Origin of the sequence: Prevotella amnii CRIS 21A-A (assembly GCF_000177355.1) — a bacterium.
Taxonomy (GTDB): domain Bacteria; phylum Bacteroidota; class Bacteroidia; order Bacteroidales; family Bacteroidaceae; genus Prevotella; species Prevotella amnii.
In genome coordinates this window covers 1-23,086 of the sequence record NZ_ADFQ01000086.1, presented here as the reverse complement: position 1 = coordinate 23,086, position 23,086 = coordinate 1, and the positions used below count along the sequence as shown (strand labels likewise).

General features: G+C 41.9%; 19 protein-coding genes. 14 read left to right on the top strand and 5 right to left on the bottom strand.

Features of this window, described 5'->3' with window-relative positions; all coding sequences use genetic code 11:
- Window positions 1-4: 4 nt before the first annotated feature.
- On the bottom strand, window positions 5-610 hold the full coding sequence (locus HMPREF9018_RS07915) for a nucleotide exchange factor GrpE (RefSeq protein ID WP_008450466.1): 606 nt from the start codon (window positions 608-610) through the stop codon (window positions 5-7).
- Between the two features lie 75 nt (window positions 611-685).
- Complete coding sequence (locus HMPREF9018_RS07910; RefSeq protein WP_008450320.1) at window positions 686-2,305, bottom strand: ABC-F family ATP-binding cassette domain-containing protein; 1,620 nt, start codon at window positions 2,303-2,305, stop codon at window positions 686-688.
- Between the two features lie 542 nt (window positions 2,306-2,847).
- Here HMPREF9018_RS07910 and HMPREF9018_RS07905 point away from each other — a divergent pair.
- From HMPREF9018_RS07905 to HMPREF9018_RS11130, 11 genes are all read left to right on the top strand, one after another.
- Window positions 2,848-3,198 (top strand): NADH-quinone oxidoreductase subunit A, encoded by a 351-nt coding sequence (locus HMPREF9018_RS07905; RefSeq protein WP_008450257.1) that lies wholly within the window; start codon window positions 2,848-2,850, stop codon window positions 3,196-3,198.
- Window positions 3,189-4,058: an NADH-quinone oxidoreductase subunit B gene (locus tag HMPREF9018_RS07900; protein ID WP_008450437.1), complete on the top strand. Its 870-nt coding sequence runs from the start codon at window positions 3,189-3,191 to the stop codon at window positions 4,056-4,058. The genes HMPREF9018_RS07905 and HMPREF9018_RS07900 overlap by 10 nt, the downstream gene beginning before the upstream one ends.
- Before the next feature lie 14 nt (window positions 4,059-4,072).
- Window positions 4,073-5,650 carry an NADH-quinone oxidoreductase subunit D gene (locus HMPREF9018_RS07895; protein WP_008450244.1) on the top strand — a complete coding sequence of 526 codons (1,578 nt, stop codon included), beginning with the start codon at window positions 4,073-4,075 and terminating at the stop codon, window positions 5,648-5,650.
- Between the two features lie 46 nt (window positions 5,651-5,696).
- Entirely contained in the window at window positions 5,697-6,794 is a 1,098-nt protein-coding gene (gene nuoH, locus HMPREF9018_RS07890) for an NADH-quinone oxidoreductase subunit NuoH (RefSeq protein WP_008450485.1), read from the top strand.
- Window positions 6,795-6,802: 8 nt separating this feature from the next.
- Window positions 6,803-7,336: a 4Fe-4S dicluster domain-containing protein gene (locus HMPREF9018_RS07885; RefSeq protein WP_008450277.1), complete on the top strand. Its 534-nt coding sequence runs from the start codon at window positions 6,803-6,805 to the stop codon at window positions 7,334-7,336.
- Window positions 7,337-7,341: 5 nt separating this feature from the next.
- Entirely contained in the window at window positions 7,342-7,872 is a 531-nt protein-coding gene (locus tag HMPREF9018_RS07880) for an NADH-quinone oxidoreductase subunit J family protein (protein ID WP_008450305.1), read from the top strand.
- Window position 7,873: 1 nt separating this feature from the next.
- Entirely contained in the window at window positions 7,874-8,182 is a 309-nt protein-coding gene (gene nuoK / locus HMPREF9018_RS07875) for an NADH-quinone oxidoreductase subunit NuoK (protein WP_008450431.1), read from the top strand.
- 9 nt (window positions 8,183-8,191) lie between these two features.
- Complete coding sequence (locus HMPREF9018_RS07870) at window positions 8,192-10,252, top strand: NADH-quinone oxidoreductase subunit 5 family protein (RefSeq protein ID WP_008450469.1); 2,061 nt, start codon at window positions 8,192-8,194, stop codon at window positions 10,250-10,252.
- A gap of 4 nt (window positions 10,253-10,256) precedes the next feature.
- A complete protein-coding gene (locus tag HMPREF9018_RS07865) occupies window positions 10,257-11,768 on the top strand; it encodes a complex I subunit 4 family protein (RefSeq protein ID WP_008450434.1) in 1,512 nt (503 codons plus the stop codon).
- 12 nt (window positions 11,769-11,780) lie between these two features.
- Window positions 11,781-13,220, top strand: a complete 1,440-nt coding sequence (locus HMPREF9018_RS07860; RefSeq protein WP_008450271.1) for an NADH-quinone oxidoreductase subunit N — start codon at window positions 11,781-11,783, stop codon at window positions 13,218-13,220.
- 277 nt (window positions 13,221-13,497) lie between these two features.
- On the top strand, window positions 13,498-13,641 hold the full coding sequence (locus HMPREF9018_RS11130) for a hypothetical protein (RefSeq protein WP_008450220.1): 144 nt from the start codon (window positions 13,498-13,500) through the stop codon (window positions 13,639-13,641).
- Between the two features lie 114 nt (window positions 13,642-13,755).
- Here HMPREF9018_RS11130 and HMPREF9018_RS07850 read toward each other — a convergent pair whose 3' ends face one another.
- Complete coding sequence (locus HMPREF9018_RS07850; RefSeq protein WP_008450441.1) at window positions 13,756-14,856, bottom strand: hypothetical protein; 1,101 nt, start codon at window positions 14,854-14,856, stop codon at window positions 13,756-13,758.
- A gap of 157 nt (window positions 14,857-15,013) precedes the next feature.
- Here HMPREF9018_RS07850 and HMPREF9018_RS07845 point away from each other — a divergent pair, with 157 nt between their 5' ends.
- Together HMPREF9018_RS07845 and nifJ are read left to right on the top strand one after the other, a co-directional pair.
- On the top strand, window positions 15,014-16,198 hold the full coding sequence (locus HMPREF9018_RS07845) for an ATP-binding protein (protein ID WP_008450398.1): 1,185 nt from the start codon (window positions 15,014-15,016) through the stop codon (window positions 16,196-16,198).
- A gap of 80 nt (window positions 16,199-16,278) precedes the next feature.
- The gene (nifJ, locus tag HMPREF9018_RS07840) at window positions 16,279-19,854 is read left to right on the top strand and encodes a pyruvate:ferredoxin (flavodoxin) oxidoreductase (protein WP_008450312.1); all 3,576 of its coding nucleotides are present in this window, start codon (window positions 16,279-16,281) and stop codon (window positions 19,852-19,854) included.
- Between the two features lie 338 nt (window positions 19,855-20,192).
- Here the strand turns inward: nifJ and HMPREF9018_RS07835 are convergent, their stop codons facing one another.
- The gene (locus tag HMPREF9018_RS07835; protein WP_039864675.1) at window positions 20,193-20,747 is read right to left on the bottom strand and encodes a hypothetical protein; all 555 of its coding nucleotides are present in this window, start codon (window positions 20,745-20,747) and stop codon (window positions 20,193-20,195) included.
- A 258-nt stretch (window positions 20,748-21,005) separates the two neighbouring features.
- Window positions 21,006-21,689, bottom strand: a complete 684-nt coding sequence (locus tag HMPREF9018_RS07830; RefSeq protein WP_008450445.1) for a lipoprotein — start codon at window positions 21,687-21,689, stop codon at window positions 21,006-21,008.
- Window positions 21,690-21,886: 197 nt separating this feature from the next.
- Between HMPREF9018_RS07830 and HMPREF9018_RS07825 the strand changes: the two genes are divergently transcribed.
- Window positions 21,887-22,666, top strand: coding sequence for an SDR family NAD(P)-dependent oxidoreductase (locus tag HMPREF9018_RS07825; RefSeq protein WP_008450394.1), 780 nt, complete (start codon window positions 21,887-21,889; stop codon window positions 22,664-22,666).
- The last annotated feature ends 420 nt before the right edge of the window (window positions 22,667-23,086 follow it).

The following is a 23,086-nucleotide window of genomic DNA, read 5'->3' as shown; positions in this document are numbered from 1 at the left end:
TTTTTTATTGCCCTACAGCCACTTTAGCGTGGCGTATAACTTTATCGTTAAGCGTATATCCTGTTTGTACACAATCTATTATTTTACCTTTTTTCTCGTCTCCCATTCCTGGCACCATAGCTATTGCTTCGTGGTAATCGACGTTAAAATCGGCATTATCGGTATCTATTTTCTGTACACCTATTTTCTTTAGAGTTTCGACAAACTTCTTATATATAAGGTTAAATCCTTCTTTTATCGAGTTAGGGTCCTCGGTATTGTCAGATAATGCTCGTTCAAAATCGTCTAAGATAGGTAGTACGGCGTTGATAGTCTTTTCGCTACCATTTATGATAAGTTCGCTTTTTTCTTTGAGAGTACGTTTTTTGTAGTTATCAAATTCAGCTACTAATCGTATGTACTTATCTTTCCACTGTTCAGCCTCTTGCTGTGCTTTAGCAGTAGGGTCTACCTTTTCTTCTTGCTCACTACTTTCTTCTTGACTATGTTGCTGCTCATTATCCTGCTGCTTAACATCTTCTTGAGCTTCATTTTCCAGAGTACTTTGAGCATTGTTTTCTTGCTCTTGAGTGTTGTTGTTTATGTTTTTGTTATTTTTTTTTGCTTTCATTTTATATAATTGTTTTTTTGTAAGTAAAGCAAATTATGTGCCAAAAGAATAGTTTTATATATAAAAGCTCATTTCTTATTGGTACATTGCGTTTCTTTTTTCTTTTAGTTTGTCATCGTGTATGTATTCATCGTATGGCATAAGTTTGTCAATGGTCCCTTTAGGAGTAAGCTCAATGACTCTGTTAGCAATAGAATCGATGAAAGCATGGTCGTGTGAGCTAAAGAGGATATTTCCTTTAAAGCTGATGAGGTTGTTGTTAAAGGCTTGTATGCTTTCCAAGTCGAGGTGGTTAGTGGGTGTGTCTAAGATAAGGCAGTTAGCGTTTTGTAGCTGCATTCTTGCTATCATGCACCTCATTTTTTCTCCTCCGGAGAGTATTTTCACTTGTTTTTCCACTTCTTCCTGTCTGAAAAGCATTCTTCCAAGATACCCTTTCATAGCCACTTCGTTGCCTGGTCCGTATTGTGAAAGCCAGTCTACGAGGTTAAGTTCTGAAGAAAAGAATTCGGTGTTATCTAAAGGTAGATATGCTGTGGTTATGGTTACTCCCCAGTTATATTGTCCGGCATCGGGTGTTCTGTTACCGTTTATTATTTCGAAGAATGCCGTCATGGCTTTAGGGTTGTGTGATATGAAGACTACTTTTTGTCCTTTTTCTATGTTGAGGTCTACGTGGTCGAAGAGTACAGTTCCGTCAGGTTCTACGGCTTTAAGGTCGTTTACCTGTAGAATTTGGTTACCCGGTTCTCTTTCCATTTGGAATATTATTCCGGGGTATTTTCTGCTTGACGGTCTTATTTCTTCTACGTTAAGTCTTTCGAGCATTTTCTTTCTTGATGTGGTTTGTTTGCTTTTAGCCACATTGGCAGAGAATCTTCTTATAAACTCTTCGAGCTGTTTCTTTTTTTCTTCAGCTTTTAGTTTTTGGTTTTGTGCTTGTCTTAGTGCGAGTTGTGAGCTTTCGTACCAGAAGGAGTAGTTTCCAGCGAAGACGGTTACTTTCCCAAAGTCGATGTCAATGGTCTGTGTGCTTACAGTGTCAAGGAAATGTCTGTCGTGTGAAACTACGAGTACTGTTTGGTTGTCGTCAATATCAGCGAGATAATCTTCGAGCCATTCCACGGTGTCTAAGTCGAGGTCGTTTGTAGGCTCATCGAGTAAAAGGTTTTCAGGTTTGCCAAAGAGTGCTTTGGCTAACATTACTCTAACCTTTTCGTTGTTAGAAAGCTGTGCCATTTCCTTAGTGTGCAAATCTTCGTTTATGCCTAAGTGTTGTAATAGCTGTGCCGCTTCGCTTTCAGCTTCCCAGCCGTTCATCTCTGCGAATTTGAGTTCTAAGTCGGCAGCTCTGTTACCGTCTTCCTCGCTCATTTCTTCTTTAGCGTATAGTGCTTCTCTTTCTTTCATGTTATCCCAGAGCTTGCTGTGTCCCATGAGTACGGTGTCCATAACGTTAAAGCTGTCGTATTTAAAGTGGTCTTGTTCCAATACCGACAATCTTTCTCCCGTTCCTAACTCTATAGTTCCTTTGTTAGGTTCTAATTCTCCTGAGATAGCTTTTAGTAGTGTCGATTTTCCTGCTCCGTTAGCTCCTATTACTCCATAGATGTTACCACGGGTAAACTTTATGTTTACGTCTTTGTATAATACTCTTTTACCAAATTGGATTGCGATATTTGATAATGTAATCATTTTTTATTATCTAAATGCTTATTATTTAATTACTTTGTGTGCAAAGGTACTGTTTTTCTTGTTGTCTATAAAGGAAAAGAAGAAAAATAATAAAAAAGAAAGTTTTTTCTTGTTTATATAAAAGTTTTTTCTTAACTTTGGCAACTACCATAAAGCATCGCTTAGGTTATCTCGCAAATGATGTTCAGGTCTTTTAAAGTGTCAGTGCTTTATGGTGTTCTCTTTTAGAGAGGAGAGATGTTCGTATGTATATGTTTGTGTAAGGGATAAAAGTTTGTTTTGAATATCTTGATAACACAGAAGGTGGATAAGAAAGATGACCTTTTATAGAGTAAAAGGTGATGTTTTACACCTTAAAAGGTGATGTTTTAGTGATTAAAATATCACCTTTTGCTGTATAAGGGATAATGTTTTTGCAAAGTGAATATTACATTTTTACTATATTTTTTTTATTCTTTAGAGAATTTATTATTACCTTTGCGGTGGTTATGAAATCGAGACAAGGTTAATTTATTAAATAAAAATTATAGCTATATAAATTTATGTATTTCACACTATTTGTTACCGTATTGATAACTGCAGCTTTTTTGGTAGTGGCTGCTTATGTCATTGCCAAGCTGATAGGTCCGCGGTCTTACAGTCCGATAAAGGGTGAGCCTTTCGAGTGTGGTATTCCTACGTATGGTCAGTCTTGGCTGCCTGTTCGTATAGGTTATTACCTCTTTGCCATTCTTTTTCTGATGTTCGATGTAGAGACGGTGTTTCTGTATCCTTGGGCGGTTGTTGTTAAGTCATTTGGGCCTTTAGCGTTATTTACGATAGGGTTCTTTATGTTGGTATTAGTATTTGGCCTTGCTTATGCTTGGCGGAAAGGAGCGTTAGAATGGAAATAAGAAAGCCCAGGATAAAATCGCTTCCTTATGAAGAATGGAAGGACAACGACACTCTTGACAAGATGGCTGCCGACCTTAACGATGGTGGTACTAACCTTGTTTTGGGCAATTTGGATCAGTTGATAAACTGGGGTCGTAGTAATTCGTTGTGGTCTCTTACCTTTGCTACATCGTGTTGTGGTATCGAGTTTATGTCTGTGGGCTGTGCCCGTTACGACTTTTCTCGTTTTGGCTTTGAGGTAACTCGTAATTCTCCTCGTCAGGCAGATCTTATAATGTGTGCCGGTACTATTACTAATAAGATGGCTCCGGCTCTTAAGCGTTTGTATGATGAGATGGCAGAGCCTAAGTATGTTATTGCAGTGGGTGGCTGTGCCATTTCTGGAGGTCCGTTTAAGAATAGTTATCATGTTATGCGTGGTATAGACGAGATTATCCCTGTAGATGTTTATATACCGGGCTGTCCTCCTCGTCCTGAGGCTATTATCTATGGTATGATGCAGCTTCAGCGTAAGGTAAAGATAGAGAAGTTTTTTGGAGGTGTCAACCATAAGCAGAGCTCTTCAGAGCGTGAGCTTGGTGTAAGTAATGCTACGCTTATTTTTAAGGATAAGCTGGGCATAGACCCTCTTGAGATAAAGCAAAAGCGTGAGGCAGCTTGGTTAGAGGAGAACGGCTCTAAGGCAAAGCCTGTAAAAAAGCCAGTAGCAGCAAAGGCTGCGGCTCCAGAGGCTACTGCTATAAAGAAAGATACTATCGTGGTGGATAAGCCTGTAACTAAGCAGCAGGTAGAATCGCTTGGTAAGGAGATAGATGAGCTTAACTCTGTAAGTAAGCCATCGGATACTAATAATAAATAAGGTATATAAGGAAGATGAAATTAGAAAATAAAGAATTTGGCTTTGATAGTTTTGCCCTTGAGATGGCAAGATTAAAGAACGAGAATCATTTCGATTACCTTGTAACTATTGTTGGTGAAGACTTTGGTCAGGAAGAGGGTTTAGGCTGTATTTACATTCTTGAGAACACTCTTTCTCATGAGCGTATATCGGTAAAGCAGATAGCTAAGCAGATAGATGAAGAGCATGTCATTCCTTCTGTTATTAAGCTATGGGCAGATGCCGAGCTGCTGGAGCGCGAGGTGTACGACTTTTTTGGTATTAAGTTTTTAGGGCACCCTGACATGCGTCGTCTGTTTTTGCGTAACGACTATAGTAATGGTTACCCTTTGCGTAAGGATTTCGATAAAGATCCTACAAAAAACCTTTATACCTTAACCGACGATGTAGAGGTGGATACCACTTTGGAGTGGTCGTTAGATGGTAGTGGCAATCTTGTTTCTACAAAGCATTCGCTCTTTACCGATGACGATTATGTGGTAAACTTTGGTCCGCAGCACCCTGCCATGCATGGTGTGCTACGTTTGCAGACAGTCTTAGACGGTGAGACCGTTAAGCGCATATATCCCCATCTTGGGTATATACATCGTGGTATAGAGAAGCTTTGTGAGGAGTTTTCTTATCCACAGACACTGGCTCTTACTGACCGTATGAACTATCTTTCGGCTATGATGCACCGCCACGCTTTAGTGGGTGTAATAGAGGAAGGGCTTGGCGTGGAGCTTTCAGACCGTATAAAGTATATAAGAACCATTATGGACGAGCTTCAGCGTATAGATAACCACTTGCTCTATACCTCATGTGTGGCTCAAGACCTTGGTGCGCTTACCGCTTTCCTTTATGGTATGCGCGACCGTGAGCATGTGCTTAACGTAATGGAGGAGACTACCGGTGGACGTTTGATACAAAACTACTATCGTATAGGTGGTTTGCAGGCAGATATCGATGCTCACTTTGTAGATAATGTGAAGAAGCTCTGCAAGTATCTTCGCCCTATGGTGCAGGAATATCTCGACGTCTTTGGCGATAACGTCATTACTCATAAGCGTTTGGAGAAGGTGGGATATATGAGCCGAGAAGACTCTATAAGCTACGCTGTAACGGGTCCGGCAGGTCGTGCAGCAGGCTGGAAAAACGATGTTCGTAAGCATCACCCATACGATATGTATGATAAGGTGGACTTTAAAGAGGTAGTTTTGACCCATGGCGACTCTATGGATCGTTACTATTGCCATATAAAGGAGATTTATGAGAGCCTTAACATCATAGAGCAGCTAATAGATAATATCCCTGAAGGCGATTTCTATATTAAGCAGCGACCTATAATAAAGGTGCCTCAAGGGCAGTGGTTCTTCTCTGTGGAGGGAGCCAGTGGCGAGTTTGGCTGTTATCTCGACTCACGTGGAGATAAGAGTCCGTATCGTGTTAAGTTCCGCCCTATGGGTCTTACCTTGGTGGGTGCTTTGGATAAGATGTTGAGAGGCGAAAAGGTAGCCGACCTGATTACCAACGTAGCCGCTTTAGACTTTGTTATTCCAGACATCGACCGTTAAGAAAGTGGTATGAAAAAAAGTAAATAATTAAGCATAAAATCATATAATGTTCGATTTTAGTATTATAACAAAATGGTTTGATGCCTTGCTAAGAGTAACGCTGGGCTTAGGCAATTTTTCCTCTACCCTGATAGAGTGTATTGTAGTGGGGCTGATAATCCTTACGGCTTATGCTGTGCTTGCTATTGTGCTTATCTTCATGGAGCGTAAGGTATGTGCTTACTTCCAGTGTCGTATAGGTCCGGTGCGTGTGGGCTGGTGGGGCACATTGCAGGTGTTTGCCGATGTATTGAAGATGCTCATTAAAGAGATCTTCTCAGTAGATAAGGCTGATAAGCTGATATATTTTATAGCACCTTTCTTGGTTATTATAGCCTCGGTGGGTACATTCTCGTTCCTTCCCTGGAACAAAGGTGCTAACATTCTCGACTTTAACGTAGGTATATTCCTCGTTACAGCTATTAGTTCGATAGGTGTAGTAGGGGTTTTCCTTGCTGGTTGGGGTAGTAATAACAAGTATTCCGTGCTTTCGGCTATGCGTGGGGCAGTGCAGATGATTTCTTACGAGCTCTCTTTGGGCTTGTGTCTTATCTCTGCCGTTATCCTTACGGGTACGATGCAGGTATCTGGTATTGTGGAAGCACAGACGGGTCCCTGGCAGTGGCTCATCGTACAGGGACATATACCTGCCTTGCTGGCATTCTTAGTGTTTTGCATAGCAGGTAATGCAGAGGCTAACCGTGGTCCTTTCGATTTGGCAGAAGCCGAGAGCGAGCTTACCGCAGGTTACCATACCGAATATTCTGGTATGGGTTTTGGCTTTTATTACTTAGCAGAATATCTTAATCTGTTTGTAGTCTCGGGTATTGCCACTACAGTTTTCTTAGGAGGCTGGGCACCTTTAAATATAGGTATCGAGGGCTTCGACAGTGTAATGAACTTTATTCCGGGCATTGTCTGGTTCTTGGGTAAGACGTTTGTAGTGGTGTTCCTGCTTATGTGGGTGCGCTGGACTTTCCCTCGTCTTCGTGTAGACCAGATCTTAAAGCTCGAATGGAAATATTTAATGCCCCTGTCGCTGGTCATCTTAGTCTTAATGACGGTGTGTGTAGCCTTCGGCTGGACGTTTACTATTAATGCTTAAGAAGAGATATGGAAGAAAAGAAAGAATCATATTTCGGTGAGGTTGGGAGTGCTCTAAAGACACTGGCTACCGGCTTAAAGGTTACGATGAAAGAATATTTCACACCAAAGTCGACAGAACAGTATCCAGAGAATCGTAAAACAACCTTACACGTTGCTGCACGCCATCGTGGGCGTTTGACGTTTATCCGCGATGAGGAAGGCAACTATAAGTGTACTGCTTGTACCATGTGTGAGAAAGCTTGCCCTAACGGAACTATCCGCATCTTGTCGCAGATGGTTACCAACGAGGAGGGCAGGAAGAAGAAGCAGCTTGTCGATTACCAGTACGATTTGGGCGATTGCATGTTTTGCGAGCTGTGTACAAATGCTTGCGGCTTTGGTGCTATCGAGTTTACAAACGACTTTGAGAATGCTGTTTTCGACCGTTCTAAGCTCGTTCTTCATCTTGATAAAGAAGTTTATACCGGAGGGTCTTTGCCTAATATCATTGATGGCGGAGCCGACTGGGAAGTAGGAACCTTTAATACCAAAAAGAAATAAGCCCTATGGCACAGATTATTATGTTTGCGGTTTTAGCCGTAGTAATATTGGCAGCAGCCTTTTTCTCGGTGCTAACCAGTAGGATTATGCGTGCAGCAACGGCGTTGTTGTTTGTGTTGTTTGGTGTGGCAGGAATGTATTTTTTGCTCGACTATACCTTTCTTGGTACGGTGCAGATAAGCATTTATGCCGGTGGCATTACTATGGTATATGTTTTTGCCATTCACCTTGTTAATAAGCAGACCCTTCGTGGCTTGTCAGAGCGTTGGCTCGGTAAGCGTACGTTCTTAGCCGCTGGGCTTGCCGTGGTAGGCTTTGTGGTAGTGGCAGCTGTGTTTTTAAAGAACGAGCTACTAAATGCTGTAGTGTCTTCATCGGTAAAAGGCGAGGTGCCAATGCAGAAGATAGGCACAACGCTTATGAGTGCGGATAAGTATGGGTATGTGTTGCCCTTCGAGTTTATATCGCTCTTCTTACTGGCTTGTATCATAGGCGGGCTGGTTATATTAAATAAAAAAAACAAAAAGGAGGCTTAGAATGATACCAGTACAATATTTTTTCCTACTTAGCGGAATACTGTTTTTTATTGGGGTATTTGGTTTTGTTACCCGTCGTAACCTTGTTGCGATGCTTATCTCTATCGAGTTAGTATTAAATAGTGTTGATATCAACTTTGCTGCTTTTAACCGTTTGCTTTATCCCAGTGGTTTTGAGGGCATGTTCTTCACACTGTTTTCCATAGGTGTCAGTGCTGCCGAAACAGCCGTGGCACTTGCTATAATTATTAATGTTTACCGCCATTTCCATAACGATCAGGTGAACAGTATTGAAAACATGAAATTATAAAAAAAGATTATGTTCGATTACGCATTTTTAATACTCCTTCTTCCCTTCCTAAGCTTTTTAGTATTAGGACTTACCGGAATGAAGATGCCTAAGAAAGTGGCAGGTATTGCAGGCACTTGCATGCTGGGTGTGTTGTTTGCCTTGAGTCTTTATACAGCTTATCGTTACTTCTTCTATACGGGAGAGTTTACAGCCATGGGCGAGGTTTTTAAGGTTGTTAATGGTAGGCTTGACGGTGGTCAGGGTGCTTACCCTACAATAACGGTGTTTAACCTCACCTGGCTAAAGTTTACAGATCTTCTAACCTTTAATATAGGTTTCCGCTTGAGCCCTATCAGCGTGATGATGCTTGTTGTTATCACCACGGTTAGTTTCATGGTACATATCTATTCGTTTGGCTATATGGCAGAGCGAGGCGAGAAATATGAGTTTGAGGAGTATGAGCATGGTTTCCAGCGTTTCTATGCTTACTTGTCTATGTTTACCTGTTCTATGTTAGGCTTGGTGGTAGCTACTAACATCTTCCAGATGTATCTCTTCTGGGAGCTTGTGGGTGTGTGCTCTTATCTGTTGATAGGCTTTTATTATCCAAAGCATACAGCGGTACATGCCAGTAAGAAGGCGTTTATAGTAACGCGTTTTGCCGATTTGTTTTTCCTTATAGGAATATTGTTTTTCAGTTTCTATGTAGGTACTTTCAATTACGACTTATCGGTAAATCCTCATCTTGTAGGTAAGCTCGCTTCTTTAGCTGCTAACCCTTCTACATCATGGGCAATACCTACGGCGTTGTTTCTGATGTTTATCGGTGGTGCAGGTAAGTCGGCTATGTTCCCATTACATATATGGCTTCCCGATGCTATGGAGGGTCCTACCCCTGTTTCGGCTTTAATCCATGCGGCAACGATGGTTGTAGCCGGTGTGTTTCAGGTAGCGTCTTTGCTGCCCATCTACTTACAGTTTGGTGCTCAAGAGCAGCTTCACTGGATAGCATGGATAGCAGCTTTTACAGCTTTCTATGCAGCTGCCGTGGCTTGTGTGCAGAAAGATATTAAGCGAGGCTTGGCGTTTTCTACTATCTCTCAGATAGCTTATATGCTTGTAGCCTTAGGGGTTTGCTTTTACGATAGTAAGCAGGGCAGCTTCTCTTCGGCAGAGTTTTTACATCATGGAGGGTTAGGCTATATGGCAGCAATGTTCCATTTGTTTACCCACGCTATGTTTAAGGCGTTGCTCTTCTTATGTTCTGGAGCAATAATAGTTATTATAGGTAGCAACTTTAAGGAGTACATGGGCGGTCTGCATAAGTATATGCCCATTACAAACATTTGCTTCCTGATAGGCTGCCTTGCCATATCTGGTATTCCTCCCTTTGCGGGTTTCTTCTCAAAGGACGAGATAATATCGGCTTGTAATGCTCTTCCAGGTGCAGAGGGTCAGGCATTGAAGTGGATAATGACGCTTGTAGCAGGTATGACGGCGTTTTATATGTTCCGTCTTTATTATGTTATCTTCTGGGGTCAGTCTTATTATGAGCTAGATCCGGAGCATCGTCGTCGTCCTCAGGAGGTGCCTTTTGTTATGTGGGGTCCGCTTGTGTTCTTGGCTATCATCTCTTGTGTGGCAGGCTTGATACCCTTTGGGCGTTTCGTAAGTGCTAATGGCTTGCGCTACGATATACATATCGATGCAGGTATAGCCACCACAAGTATCGTAGCAGCTGTTATCGGCATTGCTTTAGCTACCTTTATGTATATGGGTAAGAAGCAGCCCGTTGCCGATGCGTTGCAGCGTGCTATGCCGGGTCTTCATAGAGCGGCATTAAACAGGTTTTATATAGACAGTGCATGGCAGTTTTTCACACATAAGATAGTATTCCGTTTCTTCTCTATTCCTATTGCTTGGTTCGATCGTCGTGTTATAGATGGCACATTCAATTTTATGGCTTGGGGTGCTAACGAGGCAGGAGAGTCTATACGCTCTTGGCAGAGTGGCGATGTGCGCCAATATGTAATATGGTTCTTAACAGGTACTATCGCTTTAACATTAGTATTACTTTGCTTGATATAAAAAAATGAGTTGGATATTAACATTATTCGTAATAATCCCCGTCTTGATGCTTTTGGGGCTTTGGGTTGCCAAGAACGACAATCAGGTGCGTGGCGTTATGGTAGCTGGTTCTTCACTGTTATTAGTGGGAGCTATATGGCTTACCGTTTATTTCATACAACAGCGTGAGGCAGGTAATACAGGTAGTATGTTGCTTTCTGCTTCTGCTATGTGGTTTAAACCTCTCAACATAGCTTTTGCCGTTGGTGTAGATGGCATTTCAGTGGTAATGATATTGCTTTCTGCGGTGATAGTTTTCACAGGTACCTTTGCCTCTTGGCAGCAGGAACCTATGAAAAAGGAATATTTCCTTTGGTTCGTACTTCTTTCTATAGGTGTGTTTGGCTTCTTTATATCTATAGATATGTTTACCATGTTTATGTTTTATGAGGTAGCTTTGATACCTATGTATTTGTTAATAGGTGTTTGGGGTACTGGAGCTAAGGAGTATTCTGCTATGAAACTTACCCTTATGCTTATGGGAGGTTCTGCTCTTATAATATTAGGTATTCTGGGTATTTACTATTTTAGTGGCTCTTCTACGATGAATGTCCTTGAGCTTGCTAAGATGCACGCCATGCCGGTGAAGATGCAGAACATCTTTTTCCCATTTGTCTTTATAGGTTTTGGTGTGCTTGGTGCTTTATTCCCCTTCCATACATGGTCGCCAGATGGTCATGCCTCTGCCCCTACGGCAGTGTCTATGCTCCATGCAGGTGTTTTGATGAAGCTCGGAGGGTATGGCTGCTTGCGTATAGCTATGTTCTTAATGCCTGATGCCTTAACGGTATGGGCTCCGGTGTTCTTAGTCCTTACCACTATATCTATAGTATATGGTGCGCTTTCGGCTTGTGTGCAGACCGACTTAAAGTATATCAACGCCTATTCCTCTGTTTCTCACTGTGGTATGGTGCTCTTTGCGCTTGTCATGACTACCCAGACTTCCATAACGGGAGCCATTCTTCAGATGTTGTCTCACGGACTTATGACTGCCCTGTTCTTTGCATGTATAGGTATGATATACCACCGTGCTGGCACGCGAGATGTGCGCTATCTTGGCGGATTAATGAAGGTAATACCCTTCCTTGCAGTGTCGTACGTTATAGCCGGACTGGCTAACCTTGGTCTTCCGGGCTTCTCGGGCTTTGTGGCTGAGATGACTATCTTTGTGGGTTCGTTCCATAACGCAGGTATGTTCCACCGTGTAGCTACCATAGTGGCTTGTACGGCGATAGTGATTACTGCCGTTTACATCTTGCGTGTAGTGGGTAAGATATTGTTTCAGAAAGTGGCTAACGACAAGTTCTTTAAGCTACACGATGCTTCTTGGGACGAACGTTTAGCCATTGGCGGACTTATCTTTTGCGTAGCCGGGCTGGGAATGTTCCCTATCGTCTTCGAAAAGATAATCATCAGCGGGGTAGCACCTATCTTTAGCCATATCATAGAGTATGTTCCAACAATAGGTAACTTATAAGATTATAGCAAAATGAATTATACAGAATTTTATAAGATGATACCAGAGGCAAGCCTTGTAGCTGTCTTGGTGATTTTGTTTGTTGCCGATTTTGTGTCGGCTAAGTCGCAAGAGCGTAAGTGGCTCAACCCGCTTGCCTGTGTACTGTTGTTGCTTAACACTATAGTATGCTTGCTACCCTTAGAGCCTACGATGGCTTTCGGGGGAATGTACACTACTTCGGGAGCTGTAAACGTTATGAAGGCAATACTTTCACTGGGCACGTTTATAGTGTTTTTGCAAAGCTCTCAGTGGGCTAAGAAGAGCGGTAAGGAAGGCGAGTTTTACCTTATCACTGCTTCCACCTTATTGGGAATGTTTGTAATGATGAGTGCGGGTCATTTCCTTATGTTCTTCTTAGGTTTAGAAATGGCATCAGTGCCTTTGGCTTGCATGGTGGCTTTCGATGAGAAACGTAACAATTCGGCTGAAGGTGCAGCAAAGTTTATCCTTACGGCTACCTTCTCAAGCGGTGTGATGCTGTATGGTATAAGTATGCTTTACGCTGCTTATGGCACGTTATACTTTGGCGATGTTGCTGCAAAGATAACCCCTAACTTCCTGACAGTGGCAGGGCTGGTGTTCTTCTTCAGTGGGCTTGGTTTTAAAATATCTTTAGTGCCTTTCCACTTTTGGACTGCCGATACCTATCAGGGAGCGCCTACTACAGTAACGGGATACCTCAGTGTTATCTCTAAAGGAGCAGCTGCCTTTACCTTGCTAAGCATCTTGTTCCATGTCTTTGGTAGCATGATGACTTACTGGCATGTGCTTTTAATGATTGTCATAGTGCTTTCTATCACGGTGGCTAACCTCTTTGCTGTGAGACAGAGTGAGCTAAAACGCTTTATGGCATTTAGTTCTATCTCGCAGGCAGGGTATATTATCCTTGCAGCTATAGGCACTGACTGGGCAAGCTCTATAAGTGCGCTTACTTACTATGTGCTTATATATGTTGCTGCTAACATGGCTGTCTTTACCATAGTGTCTGTAGTAGAACAGAATAACGGAGGCAAAACAGAGATAGACGACTATAATGGCTTCTATAAAACTAATCCACGCCTGTCGTTACTAATGACTTTGGCTATGTTCTCTTTGGCTGGTATTCCGCCTTTTGCAGGTATGTTCTCTAAGTTTTTTGTCTTTATGGCAGGCGTTAAGGGGGCTTCTGTGCAAACTACTATGGGCGCATGGGCATACGCAGTGGTGTTCATAGCCTTGCTAAACACGGTTATCTCGCTGTACTATTATCTTAAGATTGTTAAGGCTATGTACATTGTTCGTACAGATAGCCCATTACCAACCTTTAAGAGCGATAACAATACCAAGATGGCTTTAGCCGTTTGCATGGTAGGTATCTTGCTCTTTGGTGTGTGCAGTGGCATATACGAATGGATTTTTGCTGCCGCATAGCATGGCTTAAAGTAAGCCTATAGCTAAAGAAGAGGCATGTCTTTATAAGCTGTCAGCCACACGCTTACCTAAAGAAAGGGTAGGGGTGTGGCTGATTTTGTAGGTTAAAATAATTAAAAACCGGGGAGGGCAATACACGATAGTGTAAAAAAAGGTAAATACTTTCTCGTCTTTTTTATAATATTTTGTACTTTTGCAACAGTTATTCTTTTTAGGTTCTTTAATAATATAAATAGGCATTATGTTATAATGCTTTAACTAAAAACAAACTGCATGTATGGCAAAGCATAACCAGTACACAGAGTTTAGTAGTAAGATACATTCTGAGAGAAGAAAGCGTAGGCTGCTTTTTAAGCGTGGCTTGTTAGTCGTTCTTATCATAATGGCTATCTTAGTAGTTTTAGGAGTTATATATTTATAAGGTAAAAAGAGAATTTTCCTTTATCTCTTAGTGGCTTTTCCTTTAGCCTTTAATAACATAAAGGCTGTAGCCTTAGCGGCTTTCCCTTAGCTTTTAGCGTTGTATAGCTTGGTGTTATAAAGAGAAAAGCTCGGTGTTATGCTGGCTTAGGCGCAGATGATAGTGCGACCCGTCATACTCAGTGAGCATTATCTTTCCTATAGCTTCTGGTGTTTTAGATAGTTTTAGGGCAACGTGTCCCATGGTGCACCTCATGTTTATTTCCACCATAGGGTGTATAAAGAACGAGGGTTTCTTAGCTTTTTTGTGTTTTTCGTCAGCTACTATCATCATATCCACTCCTAAAGGTCCTGTGTAGCGTTTAGCTATGTATTGTCTTAGGAGCATTTCGAGCTTGTTTTTTATAAGTATTATCTCATCGGGGTTAACATATTTAGCAAGCACAGACAGCTTGTAGTCCTCGCTTTGTATAAGATTGCCCGAGTAAGCACCGTTATTGGTGTTAAAGAGCGATATTCCCTGAAAGTCTACCGTACTCATATAGGCATAAAACTCCATACCAAAGTCTTTCACCCTGCTATAGAAAGGCTCTATCATCACTCCTCCTTGCTTTCTTATAATGTTGTGTGCCCAGTTAGTGGTGTATGCGTCTTGTAAAGAGTCAATGTATCTTATGCCTCGCCCGCTGCAGCTCCAAGGGGCTTTTAAGATGGCTTTTTTATAGTATTTCACATATAGTGTAAGCTCTTTCATGTTGTTTACATATACGGCTTCTCCCACTATGTTAGGAAGGTTTAGCGAGCGTTTTAGTGCTTTTAACACAGATGCCGAAAACTGTCTGTTGCTAACGTCCCTTATCATGCTTAGCTCTTGGTCTGTGGGCATAAGTTTTTTGCTTATACCTACGTTATCTAAACTGTTTTTTATAGCCTTGTCCCAAGCCCAAGGTCTTATCTCTGTTATGTCGCTTTTTATGTTTTGTAAGGTGTCTAAGGTAACAAGATGATATGTCTTAGCAAACTTTTCCAATTGTTTCAGATGCTTCTTAGCCGAAAGATAGTCGCTCACTAAAACTAAGTCGTTAGGTTTAGCATAGAGAGCGGGCAAGAAGTCGAGGTCCGTACGTAATAGCCGTGCAGCGTGCGATGCTACAAAGTGCTTATCGTTGTTAGCAAGAGCAGCGTCGTGCTCTGGATTAAAAATGTGTAAAATCATATTTTAATTTTTTTCTTTGGGGCTTGCAAAGGTAATAGAAAGTAATGTCTTGCGCAAAAATAAAAGATTAAAAATAATATTTTTTGTAAAGTAGAGTTTGCAAATAATAGAAAATAATATTACCTTTGCAATGCAAATTATAAAGCAAAGGTAAGCAATGGATACTTTCTTTCGTACACATACCTATTTGGTAGAACATGTGAATGCCCCTGTGCGCCGAGCTCTTATGGACGAGATCGACTGGAACGACCGTCTAATAGGCATCAAAGGTACGCGCGGTGTGGGTAAGACAACGTTCTTACTGCAGTATGCTAAGGAGAGATACGGAGCTTTAGATCGTCAATGTCTTTACATTAATATGAACAACTTTTATTTTCAGGGTAGGGGCATAGCCGATTTTGCTGGTGAGTTTTATCGTAATGGTGGCAAGACGTTGCTCATCGATCAGGTTTTTAAGCAGCCTTCGTGGAGCGCCGAGCTAAGGAAATGTTACGATAGCTATCCTTCTTTGCGGATAGTTTTCACAGGTTCCAGTGTTATGCGCTTAAAGGAAGAGAATCCGGAGCTTAACGGTATAGTGAAGAGTTATAATTTGTTAGGTTTTTCTTTCCGTGAGTATCTTAACCTAAAGGCTGGCTTAAGATTGAAGAGCTATTCGTTAGAAGAGATATTATCTCATCACGAGTCGATAGCAAGAGAGGTGTTATCAAAGGTGAATCCTTTGATTTATTTTCGAGATTATCTACACCATGGCTTTTATCCTTTTTTCTTAGAGCATCGTAATTTCTCAGAGAATTTGCTCAAGACGATGAACATGATGATAGAGGTGGATATTTTATTAATAAAGCAGATAGAGCTAAAATATCTCACAAAGATAAAAGATCTTTTTTACCTTTTGGCTTTAGGAGGTCCTAAAGCACCCAATATAAGCAGTTTGGCAAGTAGCATTAACACAAGTAGGGCTACTGTGATGAATTATATTAAGAACTTGGCTGATGCCCGTTTAATAAACATCATTTACCCTCAGGGGCAGTCTTTTCCTAAGAAACCGGCAAAGCTGATGCTTCATAATACTAACTTGGTGCATGCCATTTATCCCATTCAGTGCGACGTTCAGGAGCTTATGGAGATATTTTTGGTAAACAACCTGTGGTCCAGCCATATTATTAACGACAGTAAGAAGGCGGGTACTTATATCGTAGACGGCGATAAGAGCATAAGGGTTTGCGATGCTAAGACGGCTAATGTGCGTATGAATGCCCAGACTTATTATGCTCAATATAACGAAGAAATTGGTTCAGACAATAATGTGCCTTTATGGCTTTTCGGTTTCCTTTATTAAGGGAATCCGAAGAAAGTTTTGCCAAACCATAATATATAAAACAACAAAAACATTATAAAAAACATTTTAATTAAAAAGAAATGGCTAAAGTAAAAAAGTTTATCACTTGTGATGGTAACGAAGCAGCTGCTCATGTGAGCTATATGTTCTCAGAGGTAGCAGCTATTTATCCTATTACTCCTTCTTCACCTATGGCGGAGCATGTAGACGATTGGTCGGCTAAGGGTCGTAAGAATTTGTGGGGTCAGGAGGTAAGTGTTCAGGAAATGCAGTCTGAAGGCGGTGCAGCAGGTGCTGTGCATGGTTCTCTTCAGTCTGGTGCTTTGACTACAACGTTTACCGCTTCGCAGGGTCTTCTGTTGATGATTCCTAACATGTATAAGATAGCTGGTGAGCTTTTACCTTGCGTTTTCAACGTTACAGCGCGTACACTTGCCAGCCATGCTCTTAGTATTTTTGGCGATCATCAGGACGTTATGGCATGTCGTCAGACGGGTTTTGCCATGTTCTGTTCTGGCTCTGTGCAGGAGGTAATGGATCTTTCTGCAGTAAGCTATTTGTCGGCATTGAGGTCTTCGGTGCCTTTCATCAATTTCTTTGATGGTTTCCGCACATCTCATGAATATCAGAAGGTGGAGCTTATGGATCAGGAAGAGATACGTCCACTACTCGATATGAACGACGTTAAGCGTTTCCGCGACCGTGCTATGAGCCCAGAACGCCCAGTAACACGTGGTACAGCAGAAAACCCTGAGACTTTCTTCACTCACCGTGAGGCAAGCAATAAGTATTATAACAGCGTTCCAGAGATAGTAGAACATTTCTTGGGCGAGATTTCTAAGATAACAGGTCGTGAGCATCATCTCTTCGATTACTATGGAGCTGAGGACGCCGAGAACATTATTATCCTCATGGGCTCTGCCACTGAGGCTGCTAAAGAGGCTATAGACTACCTTTTAAAGCAGGGCAAGAAGGTGGGAATGGTTGCGGTACACTTGTTCCGTCCTTTCTCTAAGAAGCATCTTTTTGCAGCTGTTCCTAAGACTGTTAAGCGCATTTCGGTGCTCGACCGTACTAAAGAGCCGGGTGCAGAGGGCGAACCTTTATACTTAGACATCAAGTCGGCTTTCTACGATGCTGACATCAAGCCTTTGATAGTGGGTGGACGTTACGGCTTAGGGTCGGCAGATATCACACCTTCACACATCATCTCTGTATATAACAACTTAGAGCTTCCAGAGCCAAAGAACCATTTCACTGTGGGTATTGTAGACGATGTTACCTTTACCTCTTTACCTGAGGTGGAGGAAATACCACTTGGTGGTGAAAACACCTTTGAGGCTAAGTTCTATGGTCTTGGAGCTGATGGTACGGTAGGTGCTAATAAAAACTCTGTAAAGATTATAGGTGATAACACTGATAAGTATTGTCAGGCTTATTTCTCGTACGACTCTAAGAAGTCGGGAGGTTTCACCTGTTCACACCTTCGCTTTGGCGATGAGCGCATACGCTCTACCTATCAGGTTAAGACGCCTAACTTTGTAGCATGTCATGTGCAGGCTTATCTTAATATGTACGATGTTACACGCGGTCTGCGTAAGAACGGTACTTTCTTGCTGAACACTATCTTTGAGGGTGAGGAGCTCGTAAAGTTTATTCCTAACAAGGTAAAACGCTATTTTGCTAAAAACAATATCACCGTTTATTACATCAACGCCACTAAGATAGCACAGGAGATAGGGCTGGGCAAACGTACCAACACCATCTTACAATCGGCTTTCTTCCGCATAACAAAGGTTATTCCTTTAGATCTTGCTATAGAGCAGATGAAGGAATTTATCGTTAAGAGTTATGGCAGAAAAGGTCAGGACGTGGTAGATCTTAACTATGCCGCTGTAGACCGTGGAGGTGAGTATAACATCTTAGAGGTAGACCCTTCTTGGGCTAATCTCCCTGACGATGAGAAGGAAAACGACGACGCTCCTGCTTTCGTTAAAGAGGTTTGCCGCCCTATGAACGCACAGGCTGGCGACCTTCTAAAGGTGTCAGACTTTGTTAATCACGGCACTACCGATGGTACATGGCAGGTGGGTACGGCAGCTTATGAGAAGCGTGGCGTAGCAGCTTTCGTGCCAGTATGGAACTCGGAAAACTGCATACAGTGTAACAAATGCTCGTATGTTTGCCCTCACGCTGTTATACGTCCTTTCGTGCTCGATGAGCAGGAGAAGGCTGGTTTCGACGATGTTACCATAAACGTTATGGCTCCTAAAGAGCTTAAAGGCATGCAGTTCCGCATTCAGGTATCCGATCTCGACTGTACAGGCTGTAACAACTGTGTAGACGTATGTCCGGGTAAGCGAGGCGAGAAAGCACTTGCCTTAAAGCCTTTTAACGCTGCAAGCGAAGAAACAAAGCACAACGCAGCACAGTGGCAATATCTTACAAAGCAGGTTAAGAGCAAGCAAGACTTGGTTAATATACAGATGAACGTTAAAAACTCACAGTTTGCACAGCCACTGTTCGAATTCTCTGGAGCATGTGCAGGTTGTGGTGAGACACCTTATGTCAAGCTCGTTTCACAGCTCTTTGGCGACCGTGAGATGATATCCAATGCCACTGGGTGTTCGTCTATCTATTCTGCCTCTGTGCCTTCTACACCTTATACCACTAACGAGCGTGGTCAGGGTCCTGCCTTTAACAACTCTTTGTTTGAGGACTTCTGCGAGTTTGGGCTTGGTATGGCTTTGGGTAATAAGAAGATGCGCGGACGTATCAAGTTCTTATTAACACAGCAGGCAAGCGACGAACATGTGCCTGCCGAGTTTAAGGAAGCTGCTAAGGAGTGGATAGAAAGCATGGACGATGCTGAAGCATCTAAGAAGGCAAGTGATAAGCTAAAGCCTTTCATAGAAGAAGGTGCTAAGGCTGGCTGCCCTGTATGTAAAGAGCTTAAAGTGTTAGACCACTATTTGGTAAAACGCTCACAATGGATAATAGGCGGTGATGGTGCTTCTTACGATATAGGTTATGGTGGTTTAGACCACGTCATTGCATCGGGTGAAGATGTTAATATCCTTGTGCTCGATACTGAGGTATATTCTAACACTGGTGGACAAAGCTCTAAGGCTACTCCGCTTGGCGCTATCGCACAGTTTGCCGCTAAGGGTAAGCGTGTACGTAAGAAAGACCTTGGGCTTATGGCCACTACATACGGCTATGTATATGTAGCACAGGTAGCTATGGGAGCTGACAATGCTCAGACCCTTAAAGCCATAAAAGAGGCTGAGGCTTATCATGGACCATCGCTCATCATAGCTTACTCGCCATGTATTAACCACGGCTTGAAGCTTAAGGGCGGTATGGGACGCTCACAAGCACAGGAGGGTCGTGCCGTAGAAGCTGGTTACTGGCACCTATGGCGTTATAATCCTACCTTGGCTGAAGAGGGCAAAAACCCATTCTCTCTCGATTCTAAGGCTCCTCAATGGGAGAAGTTCCAGGACTATCTTGCAAGCGAGGTGCGCTTCTTATCAGTAAAGAAAGCATATCCTGCTGAGGCTGATGAGCTCTTTAAGGCTTGTGAAGACATGGCTAAGCTACGTTATCAGAGCTACGTACGTAAGACTAAGGAAGACTGGAGCGAGCAGCTCTAACCCTCACACCCTCGCCCTTTAGAGGCTCTTACATGGGGCTTCTGAAGGCAAGGGCTTTAGGAGTAAGGCTCTTTAGCGGGCAAGGGTGTAGGCAATATATAAAGACACTAACGGCTGTAATGGCTGTTAGTGCTTTTTTTTTATGCCGTTAGTGAAGAAAAAAACATCACCTTTTGGTGAGTAAAAGGTGATGTTTTATGCCACGAAAGGTGATGTTTTAGAGGGTAAAAGGTGATGTTTCTTTATGCCACTTCTCACCCTCTTTCGGCTTCGTTTTTCTCCTTACGAAGGAAAGCAAAAGGGCTTTCTTCGTTGCGCCTTTAGGGGTTATGCCCCTTTTAAAGGTCGTCGCCGTTGGCTTCGTTATACCAATTTTCGTAAAAAATTGCAATAGAATATTTTTGGAAATTATTAGGATCTTCTCTAATAGTAAACCATACTAATCCGTTTTTTATATTTTCGTCGTCAGAGAGCTGATAAAAACTGGCTGCGTATTGCTTTTTATTAATGCTCACCTCATAGCCTATGTCGTCTTTGTCGGTAAGCTCTTCTGCATCAAAGGACATATATCTTGGGTTGTTAGCAAACTGATTAATAAGGCTGTTGTATTGTATTTTAATATCCCCTTTATTAAAACTATCTTTGTATGCTACTGCAATTCGCCAAACCTTGTTATTATTAGTCTGCACACTAATCCAAACATTCGTTCCATTAAACTTTCCTTCAAGAGCTTTAACATAGTTATTATATCTAAAGCCCTTAGCCTTTAGCTTTTGTATCATAGCTGTGCGACTGCCGTCTACGGGTATTCCTAAAAACTTGGTAACCTGCCTTTGTGCAAAAACAGATAGAGAGAGCATTAGTAAAAATGCGAGAGATAAAATCTTTTTCATAAACTATAGTTTGTTAGTTAATAAACAGAGAAATTATAATATGTTATAAAGCAAAGTTACATAAAACGGCTGTAACACGCACAGGGAAGAGAGAAAAAGTTTTGGTAGCTTGCTTTTTATTAGCTAAAAGGAAGCCTTTCTGCCCCTTTTCCTTATAATAACCCCCTTTAGGAGATGTTGTAGCCTCTAAAGTGTTGTGTAGTGGCTCATCTCTAAAGGGGGCTTCCTTTATGACTAAATATTAATGGTACTGCTTTGTTAGTAGCCTACTGTTAGCTTGAGAATGCCTGTTTTACCAGTGCTATCGGTTACTTCTATTTCTGTTTCGCCCCAAGCCATGCCTTGTACAGAAAAGTAATTTTCATTATCATATTGAGTAATCTTAACTAAATTTTTAGTTTTAGCTACTACAGTATAAGGTGCTTTACCACCTACTATATCTATTGCTTTACTTTGGTAAGGAGGTACTTTTACAGACGAACCTTGTTTAAAGGTTAAGCCTTGAGCCTTTTCTGGCTTTTTGCCGGCTTGCTCTCTTTTCTGTTCGGCTTCTTTTCTCTTTTGCTCAGCCTCTTGTCTTTGCCTTTCAGCCTCTTGCCTTTTCTGTTCAGCTTCTTGTCTTTGCCTTTCAGCCTCTTGCCTTTTCTGCTCTTCAGCTTCTCTTTGCTTTTCCTTTTCTTCTTGCTTTTGCTTTTCCTCCTCTTGCTTTTGCTTGTTTTCTTCGTCTTGTTTCTTCTTCTGCTCAGCCTCTTCTTGCTGCTTTTTCTTGTCGGCTTCTTCTTTGAGCTTTCTCTTTTGAGCCTCTTCGTCTTGCTTCTTTTTCATAGTTTCTACCTCTTGCTGCAGCTTATCCAAGGTATCGTCTTTGCTACAAGAAGTAAAGAAGACGAAGGAGCAGCATAGCAATCCTACGGCTACTTTTTGTAAATTGATAGTTTTCATTTCTTTTATTACTGTTTAAAATTCTACAAAAAAAATTATTATTGCAAAGATACTCGTTCTTGAAAATACGGACAATACCTAATAATGAGTATATTAGTGATATAAAGCTCTTTAGCTTTAGTTATTTTATAGTATGCCTTTGCAAAAAGTGAAAATATTATTATCTTTGCTTGGAGGAATAATATAAAAAGGTTTTTATGGTTAAAAGGTATTGGGAAGGCTTGCCAAAGCGAGCCATAGTGATAGGTGCTTCTTCAGGAATAGGTCTTGCCGTGGCTCGGTTATTGCTTCGTGATGGGTGGAAAGTAGGTGTTGCGGCACGGCGAAAAGCTCCGCTCGAGGCTCTTAAAAAGGAGTGGGAAGAGCAGGTGGAGTGGGCAGTTATAGATGTTACCATGCAGCAGTCGCCTCACCTTTTGCGTACTCTTATAACGGCGTTAGGTGGTGTAGACCTCTTTTTCTATGCTTCGGGCATAGGTGAGCAAAGCCCTATACTGCTGCCCGAGATAGAGCTTCCCACGGTGCAGACTAACGCTTTGGGCTTTACAAGAATGGTGGGCGAGGCTTTTCGCTATTTCCTTGAGCAGGGAAAGGGGCATATTGCTGTGGTAAGCTCTATTGCCGGAGTGCGTGGTCTTGGGGCTTCTCCCTCTTATTCTGCCTCGAAAGCCTTTCAAAACGTTTACCTTGAAGCCTTAGAACAGAAAGCCCGCAATAGCAAAAAGAGCATACTCATTACCGATATTCGTCCGGGTTTTGTAGCTACACCGCTACTTAAAGGCAACAGTTACCCTCATCTTCTGCCGGTGGATAAAGCTGCCAAAGACATCTTAAAGGCTATATATAAGCGTAAGCACGTGGCTTATATAGATGGCTTTTGGCATGTGGTGGCACTGGCTATGAGGTGTGTTCCAAGAGTGCTTTGGCGTAGGTTGAGCTTGGGAAGACATAGGGCAGAAAAAGGGGAAGAGAACTAAGGCGGGTTGATGTAAGTCAAAAAAAAGGTTACGAAATGAAACTTTTTCCATGAAAAGTTTGCGTATGTGTACGCGCACACTTACCTTTGCACTGTCAAAACAAAAGAGTTCATAGTTTTATAACATATATATATTTAGGGTTTTAGTTATTACAGGTAGTTTGATTGATTGTTTTAGATTAAATAGGTTTTTAGTTATTAAAGGGATTTAGATTGTAAACCAGGATTAACACATTAAGAGTTTGTCTTCGGACAACGAAAGGGTGCACAGATTTCTGAGCGGTATTGCTCAAGAGTTTGTGCACCTTTTATATGTATATGTCTGTGTTAAGGGGGCTTTGTTGTGTGTTAAGTGTGTAAGGGAGATGGTGTTTTTGAGTTGCTATGAGGCGAAAGACAATTGTAAAGGAAGGTATAAAAA